This window comes from Chryseobacterium takakiae, from assembly GCF_900129385.1.
GTDB lineage: Bacteria > Bacteroidota > Bacteroidia > Flavobacteriales > Weeksellaceae > Chryseobacterium > Chryseobacterium takakiae.
Genome location: NZ_FQVO01000015.1, coordinates 72248 through 83287, shown reverse-complemented (window position 1 = coordinate 83287; position 11040 = coordinate 72248). Strand labels below are relative to the sequence as shown.

Genomic DNA, 11040 nt, shown 5'->3' with positions numbered 1-11040 from the left:
ATGCGAATTACTCCTGTTTATTGATGAAAAATATCCAGTGAATGCGGTTGCAATGTCAGAATGTACCGTTATGAAGGTATCTAAATCAGATTTTACAAGAATGCTGGAAGATCATCGCGATGTATCGGAGGATATACATAAATATATTTCTTACCGGTTGTATGAAAAATTTATTATGATGCAGAATCTTGCAGCTCATTCTGCTGAAACAAGTATTATAGGTATTCTTCAATATTTTAAAAATTTTAGTACTGATAAGTCTTTATACTCTTATGAGATCAAGTTGACTCGTCAACAGCTTGCCAGTTTAAGTGGTCTGAGGGTCGAAACGGTTATAAGAAGATTAAAGAAGCTTGAAAAAGACAAGCTTATTAAAATACAAAATGGCAAAGTCTATTACTGATTAATAACCAACCAAATAAGCAATCTGGCTGAGGGTATGCTCTTTATTATTAATCAATTCGACACTTTTTAAAATCCTTAGATAAATATTGCACCTGTTAAACTTTCAAGTTCATTAAGTTTTTCAACAATTAGTTTTGGACATTTGTTGCAATAATAAAATGTTCCAAATTCTTTTATTTCTGACCTGTAAATGAATAATTCGCTATTGCAAACTTTACAATTTTTAGGTTCAGTTTCTATATTAATAAAACTCAATTTTGCGATTTCTTTTCTTATAGTATCAAGTATTACTTTAGCTTCCCATTGATTGTCAGAATGATTTATGTTATAAAATTGTTCAAATTCGTCACAAATCAATAACATTTTGATGAAAATATCTTGTCTTTTCAAAATTTTCAATAGTGTATTTCCCACAACAATTTTTCAGTTTGTCGGTATAACTTGAGGCTTTAAAAATTATTTCTGTTCTCGGATTATTTAAGTCTAACATTTTCTGTAAAATTGCTGGTAACTTCCAGATTTACGCATTGCGTCAATCCATACTATATGATATCCGTAAAGCCATTTATGCTACTAATATAAAATATTATTTTGATGAATTGATTATTAATTTTATAAAGTCATATTTCGGTCAAATTTATCTTTAGATTGGCGAACTTTTTACTTCTTAATACCCATTTTTCTAATCTCATCATCTGTATGATTGTCCAGAATTTTAGCATACCGGTAAAAGGTAGCCCTAGTTAATCCAAAAGGCTTATAAATATCTTCTGGGCGTTTCGTGACATCTTTATATATAGTATGTAAAAGCAGAAGTTTAGAAATTGTCTCTTTAGTGTAACCTTATGATAGAATGAATCAAGAAGTATTTAGATAAAAACATGAATACTGTATAGTTAAACAAAATAATACAAAAAAACAGATTATTACCGTCGTATATTGCAACGAAATCAGACCTATTTTAAGTGTATGAATAGGAAAATTTAAATGGTGGACTTACTAAAATAATATTGAAACTTAATGTGGATAACTTTTTTAATGTCTTAAAAACTTATGTATGGCTTATGGTTAAAGTATTTATGAGAAAATAAACAATTTAACAAGAGAGTTCAAAATAATAAAATAGTAAAAAAGTAGTAAAAAAGTTTTCGCATGCACGAAAATATTATAAATTTGACGTATTAAATGAGCCTAAAATAAGCCAAAAAGAAAAACCTCCCGAAGGAGGTTCTCTGTAAGCTATCGCTTCTTTCTTCCTATCAGTGTTGGTAGCACTACAATAAGAATGGGAGAAAAAGCCTTTAAAAGCTCACAGATGTCTGATATAGTCATAACATCTGCTTTAAGTTACCGCCAGGGCTTTCCTGGCTTTTTTTGTAATTGTAAAAGTAGTTAATTCGGACTGTAAATTAAAGTGCAAAATCATAATATACTGTATTTAAACAATAATAGTTTTCCACATTAACTTCAAACCTGCTTATATAAAGGCTTTCAATACATTAAAAAAAATAAAATGCATTATACTTGTGCTTTTAGTTAAACAGTGTATTATAATTGATTTTCAAAATCTTTCAAAAACCACTGTATATTAAGGGCTTATTGAGATTATTTTTTTACATTATATTGTTAAACAATATTTTTCATTGAAAATAATATATTTTTTTTTATCATTATTTTTTAAATCAGTTGATAGAAAATAATATTTAATTATAATAGACTTTAAAACATTCAAAGAAATATTTATTTTTTAGCTTTCATATTCTTTATTTCTTCATCCGTATGATGATCCAGAATTTTAGCATAACGATAAAATGTCGCCCTAGTCAGTCCCAAAGGCTTATAGATATCTTCTGGCCGCATTGTTGGATCTTTGTAAATTGAACGTAGAAGTATTAGTTTTGATATTGTTTCTGCTGTGTAACCCTTAGGTCTTCCTCCAAGTCTTCCTCTTGCTCTTGCAGATTGCAATCCAGCGTTAGTTCTCTCTCTGATTAATTCTCTTTCGTATTCAGCCAAGGAAGCCATGAGGTTTAAAAATAGACGACCATTAATTGTAGATGTATCTACACCATCTACGAGCCCCTTTATTATAATTCCTTTATCACTTAGACTTAATACAAGCTCAATAATGTTTTTTAAACTTCTACCTAATCTGTCTAATCTCCAAACATACAATTCATCACCTTCTCTAAATTGCTCAATCATTTTATCAAGTTCAGGGCGATTCTTTGTTGCACCCGAAATTTTCTCTTGATAAATTTTCTCACAACCTTCTTTTTTTAAAGCTTCAATTTGTAAATCTAAATTTTGATCTTTGGTCGAAACCCGGGCATATCCTATTTTCATAATTAGTTACATTAAACTCATACTTTATAAATTTATGAAACTTTGTTTAATGATATGAGATTTTGAGAAAATAAAAATAAAAATATAGTGATCGGACTCGATCACTTATAAAGTCTCATAATACTACCGTTTTTATAAACCAATCCTTTAACACTTTATTCTCTTTCTGTAAATTTACTTTACTGCCGAAGCTACATAATTCTCCCCTGATACTGAATCTGTAGCCGGTGATCATGGTCTGACCTTGTGTTGCGATACCTGATCTTCCTAAGGTTTGTCCATCGTCCATAATTAAAAATTGAATATTAATCTTTTTTAGAAGCTGAACATAATCTGATAGTTTAATACTTAGATCGTTTCTAATCTTTTAGAATATGATACTTTTAAGGAATCAGACAAATACAAGTTCCCATCCATTTGCTTCAACCTTAAAATACTCCTGGTGCTGTTGGAGAAACCTATCCTGATGAACTGCGATTGCGAGCAAATGTGTTGCTCTTGTTAATGCTACGTAAGCATGTGGCAACCTTCTGTAACAGGCTTTGTCTCTCCGCAGTTTGTTTTTAGCTCTTTCATCGGCTATAATAAAATTGAGAATTTTTCCTCCTATATCATAGGCGCGGGTATAAGTTTCTAGATATAGAGTTGCAGAATGCGTCTCACCCTTCACCCCATGTATGGTATCAAAATGTATGTCTACTGAACTGTTACCCTGAACATAATTATATATTTTATTCTCAGGCTTTGCATCATTTACAGCAATCTCACTATCCCTGTAAAACTGAATAACTTCCTCACATATAGTCCCGTTAAAGAATTTAATAATTCCTTTTATTACAGCAATAAATTCTCTTTTTATCGAAATTGATTGCTTAAGCTTAATAATCCAGTCGGCAAATCTCATGTCCATTTTTAAGATTTTGTCTTCATGACCTATATCATTAATATATTTTATAAAGGAAAGTGCTGTGAAATAACTCTCGTTTATAGGATTTTTTATTTTACAAATTTTAAGGCAATCGCAGATTATATTCAAAAACATTAATCTTAACTTTTTCACATTTTTTTCAAAAGGTAAGTTCACAGATAGAAAATTAAGATAGGAATCAAGGTTTTTAAATTGGACTTTTTCATAAACCTTATTATAGTCAGGCCAATATGAAGATATGTTCAACCTGGAGGGACCTACACGGGAGCCAATAATTTTAATACTACCGAAAGATGCCAATCCATCTTTTAGAACTCTTTTCGCAAATTCATCCTTTACGTTCAGAATTGATTCATCATTATATACAAATACAATTGGTCTGATAGGTGCTAGAGTCGGCCGACCAATCATTTCCTGTGGTTTACAACAGATATCCTTCACCAAGGCAGCAATATTTGTAGGAAGACGGTTAGATATCTTTAGTTGAATATCGTTGCTGATTATTGGTTGCCATTGATTTTCATCTTCACTAGCCTTTGCACTAAATATGGACTGGTTTGTATCCCCGATCTTCTGAATTGTCGTTGATTTTTCGAATAGTGTAGCTATCAATGCGCTTTGATGATCCTCCATATCCTGCATTTCATCCACAAAAACTATTGAAAACCTTTCTCTAAGGACATCCAAGATCAACGGAAATTCTCTTATATATTTAAATGCAAGTGAATAAGCTTCTTCATAAGTTAAATATCCATAAGATAACACTTTGTTTTTTGCAGAAAGCATCCTCTGATAATACTTTTCGCACGTATCGGGTTTAAGACCTTTTATTGAAAATTTTTCTAGCTGATTAATATTTTTTGAAATATCAAAATTGTGCCTATTATAAACCAAATCGCCTAAGAAAATATTTTTTTTCTCCAGTAAATCTACCGCTCCCGAAACTACTAACTCATGCAGATTAGATATAACGTCATTATAAGCATATTCATCAACAATTTTAGGTGAAGCTTTATACAGCTTCTTATAGTAAGGTATAGTAAGATATTTATCAACAAACGATTGTATTGTGCCAAAATGGTTAGGATACTGAAAAAAGATCCTCGCCGAATCCCCAAGTTTTTCTTTGATTTCTTCAGCTGCAATATTCGTATGCGTGATGATGCATATCCCCTGAGAAAATGTCGCTGGGATCTTTTGTGATAGCAACAACAGCTTAGCAGCAAGGGTTGTTGTTTTGCCACTTCCGGGACACGCTTGAATGTCCACACTATTCCAATGCTTCAAAAAGTTGAGCTGTCCCTCGTTAAAGCTGAAGCCAAACTTCTTTTCAACTTGAAGAATTTCTTCATCTGTTAATTTGATTTTTGTAATATCAAACATGGGCAGCGTATTTAATCGCATTAACAAGATATTGTAGATAGGGATCAGCACAAATGACTGCCTTATCGGTCTTGTCCCGGCGCAGTAGAAATGCAAATACCTGTGCGGTAACCGCTTTTGATGCTAATTTCCTTTCTAATGGAGCATAGATCTCAACTGCAATCTCTTCATCAGATAAATCGTTCCGTCTCCATTCTTCTATCTCTGTTTTACATAACCTACATACATTAAGATAATCTATGTGAGAAAATGGTTTTCCTCCATCTCCGATCTTGATCGCTATTTTAATAGACTTATGGATTAAACTTGATAATACACTATTGGCAAGTTCGTATTCCAATGTCCAAGTGTTACCAATAAAGACATCAACATCGCCACCTCTATATTTATTTTTTTTAGCATCTATCTTCTTTTCAAGTTCTACAGGTGAATAGTCCTCTTCAGTTCTTCTGCCATCTCTAAGTAAGTTCATAACTTCTAAATCACCTGTTCTTCGTTGTACTTCATAGGTGTATCGGCCTGCCGCTTTAGGCGGAATATCCCGATCGGTTATACAAGACACCCTAATTCCTATCTGTTCTCCATCTTTTCTTTGGAATATTTTGGAATACCTGAACAATGCTGTACTCCCAACATTTACAATCGAAATACCATACTTATGCAATGGTAAGCCAATTTTTTCTGCCAAAGTTGGAAGAATCAGGTTTTCTGCATCCCCTTCGACCATCAAAACACCATTAGCAAAGAATAGGTTAGCTTTTGTATCATCCAGAAATCTGGATAAAAAAGCATAATCCCCTTTTTCCAGTTTCGTATTAGAATTGTGAAGTGAATAGGCTTTTCCGTTTTTGCAGATAATAAGATCATTAAGGTCAATCTTTGACGCAAGCGAATTGCTGTGGCTTGTGATGATGTTTTGAAACTTAAGTTCATCACAATGTCTATTCAAGAAATCAATTAAATTAATCTGCGATTGTGGATGGATATGAGCTTCAATTTCTTCAATCAGCAAAAGTTTTAGACCATTGTAACTGCTATCTTTTTTTAACAATAGCATCTCTGCCGCTATAAACAATAGGTTACTACTACCAAGACCAATATTTGATTCCTCTGAAATCGATGATCCGATAAGTTCAAGTTTTTCCAAGATTCTACCCAATTCACTATCAGTGATTTTGAATTTTGCACTTAGAGGGTTATTTTCTAAAGATATTTCTTTTAAATAGGTTTTATTAATTGTGTCAGAAACGATTCTGCCTTCTTGATTCTTAAAGTAGTCTGTAATTTCTGAATTTGCCTTGTTCATGGAATCGACAAGAGCATGTACAACGTTTGGCTTTTGCTGGAATATTTCATGTGCACCTAAAATCTGGGATAACCTAGAACCGCGTCTTGCTGCAAGTTCGTAGGAAGCATCACGGAGGGGTTTTAGGTAGGTAACTCTAAGTTTATTTTTTGCTTCCCAACCTAAACTACCACTTTCCTCATTTTCGCCTGCTCGTACATCGCTATATATATCGTAGATAGAATTGCCTTTATCCCTCCTCTTAGCTCGTAGCGTAACTTTTAAATAGTATTCCGTTTCATCAATACTAATCCATTCTAGGAATGCCGCTGCTTCTGTATTAGATAAACCCCGAAATTCACAGATGATCTCCAGGTCATTACTCCTTATTTTGCCGTCTGTAAAGAAATCATCATCTGATACCCTGAAATAATCGTTGCTGTGTACACCCGTGACTAGGCGTATTGCATCTAAAATTGAGCTTTTACCAGCATCATTTTCACCAATCAAAAGGTTTACCCCTTTATTGAAGCAGATCTCAAGGTGCTGAATTTTCCTGAAATTGCTAATTGTGAGAGTGTTCAAATACATTATTAGTCTAAATGGTTCATATAAATGTACTAATATTTTAGTACTCAAGATAATATTAAGATTGTTTTTAAGAAAACCGATTTAAAGAAATCTAATGAACACAATACAAATTTAAATTACTTATCTTTGTATTGTTATAGAAAAGGGCTCTTTTTTATTTACTACTCAACGGTGTTTTCCTCGTACATCATTAGACGAAAGTCGAAGTTATCCGATAGACAAAAGTAGGATCAGAAAAATAGAGGTGAAAGAGAATGTAAATAGAAATAAAATTAGTTATCCCGGAGTGCTCTCTCTAAAAATCCGCAATGTCTTGGTTTGACAACGGGGAGCTGCATAAACTTATTTAAAGAAAAGAGAGAGGAACGAAATCCCAAAGCAATTTGCTGAATACATAAGAAGTGGGCGCAGGACGGAAGTGTCGGGAGGGTAAAATGCATAAATCAGCCCATTTGCATAAGAATAACAGCAGAAAAAATAAATTTTTTCCAGGTCTTTTTGGCTTTTTAAGGGTTTTCTCCCTTTATTTGTCATTTTTTTAAAGGTTTGAATGGAGAAGATTATTTAAATGCAGTTATAAAAACCTGTCATGCCTATATGGTTAATGAAATACCAATATCTGGACATCATAATAAAATTCTACAGGGAAATAGTGTTATCAAATAACAAGTTGCTTCATTTCATATGGCAATATGATTTTATAATTATAAGCATCTAAAGGAAATATTCCTTCTCCACCATTTGCAAAATCTTTAATTTTGGGTATATAGAAAGTTTCGATTAAGGGATTTTTTAATTCAAAACTAAAATGCTGATTTATAATACTATTAAAAGTACCATTCTCTTCTAGAATCGAAAATGGACCGTACTTAACAATATATAAAACAATATTTCCAATTACTGCGGTTAAAGCATTAAGTAAGGTCGCTTGACAAAAATTATTAGTCCTATTATGCTTTGTTTTATTGTAGGCATCATACCATATTAAACTATTGGTTGGTGAATTTTCATTCCAATCTTTAAATGGATTTATATCATGTATATGAGGATAACTTTTTAAAGTAAAATTATAATCCCCTAAATGTAATTTTTCTTTTAATTTAACGTAGTCTTTGGTATTATAGTTTTTTCTTTCTGAAGGATTATTAGAAATCTGCATATAATACATCCAAAAATTTTCCACTTCTGTACAAGCTAAAATTAATAATTCTCTTGTTTTATGGCTATAAGTACTCATTGAGCTTTCAGTTGGCTCAATATATAAAAATAAATCATCTAATTTTTCAAGAAGTATTTTTAAAGCTTGTTGTGATAAACGTCTTTCAGATTCGTTTGTTTTTAATCCCTGATGTATATCATTGGTATAATACAATGCAGGTCTCCAAACACCTTGAATTGTTCGTCCAATTGAATTTTTTATTGGATTTATATCTGTCGCGCCAAAATAATATGTAACCCATTCTGATAAACTATGATATTGCGATGTAGATTTCTTTTCTGCTAAAGCAAGTGACGCCTGAATCGAATAAAAATTTTTATTATGGCCATAGAAATGAACGTAATATTCATCTGTTTCATAAGCGTATCCTAAACCATAATCATCATGAAAATTTTTCGGAAGTCCAGGAACTTTTGTATAGGTTATTTTATAATAGATTGCACACATTATTATATGTTAATATTAAAAACTTAGCGATAACAATTTTGTATAAAATTATTTATTAATATTTCTTTAAAAAATAAAATTATTAATTTATTTGTTATTAATATATAAATAAAATAACCATGAAAGCTCCCACGATCATTCATAATATTGAAAAATGAAGTATATGGAGAAAAAGTAAAGCATGATCATCGGTACATAATAAAATAGAGGATCTACTATAGCATTTTATAAGTATTAGATTAAGCTCTAGAAAAGAGAAAGCAACCAGAAGAGTATTTTTGTTTTTCTTTTCGCAAAATGATCGGTTAATAAATATGAGAAACAATAGATAATAAAGCTTAAAAGCCAAAATATCAATTATCTTAAAGCATTATTACAAAAGATTTAAAAATTTATTTATGATATTATCAAAAATCATATTGTTATTGCTAATTACTACTATAACTTTTAAATCCCAGGAAAAGTTTATTAGATATGATGAATCTTATTTAAAAGGTTTAGGTTATGATAATGATATAACTGAGAATGTGGAGGAAAAAGTATTTAAGGACAGATTTGAGTACTTAAATCTAAATACTCCATTGCCTATTGAATATAATACTATAACATATACATACGTAAAAAAATATTTGTCTTATAAATGGACAGGAAAAATAATTGGACTGTCTGCTTATTATTTTCCATTATTTGAAAAAAAACTTGCACAATATGGAATGCCTTTAGAATTGAAATATTTAGCAGTTGTTGAAAGCGCATTAAATCCACGAGCAGAATCATGGGCAGGAGCTAAAGGCCTTTGGCAGTTTATGACCAGTACCGGTTCACAATATGGAATTAAACAAAATCAATACATTAATATTTTTTACGATCCAGTAGGAAATACAGATTCTGCAGTTAGATACTTAAAGGATTTATATTTACAATTAGGCGATTGGAATTTGGCAATATCTGCCTATAATTGTGGGCTGGGGAATGTGAGAAAAGCAGTTAAAAAAGCCGGGAGTAAAAATTACTGGAAGGTTAGACCATTTTTACCAAAAGAAACACAAGCATACGTACCTTCATTCATTGCTGTAAACTACCTTTTTAACTTCTACAAATATCATAATATTAAGCCCTCCTATTTCCGCTATTCTTTTGAAGATATGCAGATCATAAAAGTTAATGAAACTACAACATTAGAAGCTTTAGGAAAGAATTTTAATTATGATTTACTAAAATTTGCCAATCCACAATTTACTACTTCATTGGTGCCTAAAGGTTCAGTTGTATATGTTATAAATAAATAAAATCATTTAAGTACAGTTTTCCAAAATTTATTACTCCTGGTTTTAAAAGAACTTCGTACGCAAATATTGCGTTGTTTTGTAATGCAAATAAAATCACATCTGAAAAAAATTTGTTGTTTAACAAATTTTTTTTTCAATAAGCGATAAGCCATTATACCTTTAAAATGCATTCACCCATTAAAAAGGTATTCATTTTATCTTAAACTCTTATCGTATTGTCCTCCGGTGAAATTTTCCGGCCGTCACTTCCTAAGTCTCCTCGTTTTTTCAAAACGCTGGCCGTTCGTTGCTCCTTAGTTTAAAATTTTGCGGAAAGTCGTACACAAAATTGGGCCAAAAGAATGGTTGTATCACCGATGAATAAAAGCGTGATTGTTTTGGACGTCTTAAACCCTGTAATGCATCCAGCTTTTAGCGAGGGCTAAAACCTGATCAGTGTTTAAATATAAAAATTATGCAAAACAACAGCTTAGAACAAATTGATCAACTATTAGATATAGTAGTGAAAGTAGTAGAACTCATTACTATTATTGTTAAATTGAGAAAAGAGAAGAAAGAGTAGTTCTACTACTCTTTTTTATTAAAAGTGAAAAAATATTCTCTTGAAGGTATTAGAACATAAGCAAAAAGTAGAGAAGAGTTAATTAGTGTTATAGTGGGATTTAATTTTAAAATCAATGCTTTTGGTTCGTATTGGATGATTTCGTACTTTCGTTACGAAGACAAAGTCTCTCGCTAAGCGAGGGGCTTTTTTTTGTGTTATACATCAAGATATTTTTAATATAACAGACGTTTCAAAGGTGGAGATATCTTGCGGAGCAGGCTATAATTTGAAAATTTATCTATAACTCATGACTATGCTTTGAGTGCGTCACAACTTTATTAGAAACTATGCAATATACTTGCAAATCCTTTATTCATGGTATTTAAAGAGAAGTGAAAAAAGGTGTCCTTTCGAAAGAGCTGAAGTTTTTTTCTATTTGTTCTGGAAGAAATTAAGCAAAAACGATTTTCGTAAAAGCTGATTGTACTTTTGGAAAAATGGAACTATTTATTAAAAAAGAAATTATATAATATGAAAGATTTTATTAAACAATTCAAACCCCACCCTGTCGTAATAGTGGGAACGCTACTTGTATTAGCAGCC

8 protein-coding genes are annotated in these 11040 nt (G+C 31.3%); 2 read left to right on the top strand and 6 right to left on the bottom strand.

The window, feature by feature from the left end; translation table 11 throughout:
- On the top strand, positions 1-403 hold a 403-nt coding region (locus BUA76_RS16500; protein WP_143149935.1), incomplete at its 5' end, for a Crp/Fnr family transcriptional regulator.
- Positions 404-480: 77 nt separating this feature from the next.
- Here the strand turns inward: BUA76_RS16500 and BUA76_RS16495 are convergent.
- From BUA76_RS16495 to BUA76_RS16470, 6 genes are all read right to left on the bottom strand, one after another.
- On the bottom strand, positions 481-819 hold the full coding sequence (locus tag BUA76_RS16495; protein WP_143149934.1) for a hypothetical protein: 339 nt from the start codon (positions 817-819) through the stop codon (positions 481-483).
- Positions 820-2145: 1326 nt separating this feature from the next.
- Positions 2146-2751, bottom strand: a complete 606-nt coding sequence (locus BUA76_RS16490) for a recombinase family protein (RefSeq protein WP_072885897.1) — start codon at positions 2749-2751, stop codon at positions 2146-2148.
- A gap of 115 nt (positions 2752-2866) precedes the next feature.
- The gene (locus BUA76_RS19315; RefSeq protein ID WP_178337356.1) at positions 2867-3040 is read right to left on the bottom strand and encodes a hypothetical protein; all 174 of its coding nucleotides are present in this window, start codon (positions 3038-3040) and stop codon (positions 2867-2869) included.
- Positions 3041-3142: 102 nt separating this feature from the next.
- Entirely contained in the window at positions 3143-5062 is a 1920-nt protein-coding gene (locus BUA76_RS16485) for a UvrD-helicase domain-containing protein (protein ID WP_178337355.1), read from the bottom strand.
- Complete coding sequence (locus BUA76_RS16480) at positions 5055-6986, bottom strand: ATP-dependent nuclease (RefSeq protein ID WP_143149933.1); 1932 nt, start codon at positions 6984-6986, stop codon at positions 5055-5057. Before BUA76_RS16480 ends, BUA76_RS16485 begins: the two co-directional genes overlap by 8 nt.
- 610 nt (positions 6987-7596) lie before the next feature.
- Positions 7597-8604 carry a hypothetical protein gene (locus tag BUA76_RS16470; RefSeq protein ID WP_072885893.1) on the bottom strand — a complete coding sequence of 336 codons (1008 nt, stop codon included), beginning with the start codon at positions 8602-8604 and terminating at the stop codon, positions 7597-7599.
- A 398-nt stretch (positions 8605-9002) separates the two neighbouring features.
- On the opposite strand from BUA76_RS16470, the gene BUA76_RS16465 reads away from it, so the two are divergent.
- Positions 9003-9893: a lytic transglycosylase domain-containing protein gene (locus BUA76_RS16465; protein WP_072885892.1), complete on the top strand. Its 891-nt coding sequence runs from the start codon at positions 9003-9005 to the stop codon at positions 9891-9893.
- The last annotated feature ends 1147 nt before the right edge of the window (positions 9894-11040 follow it).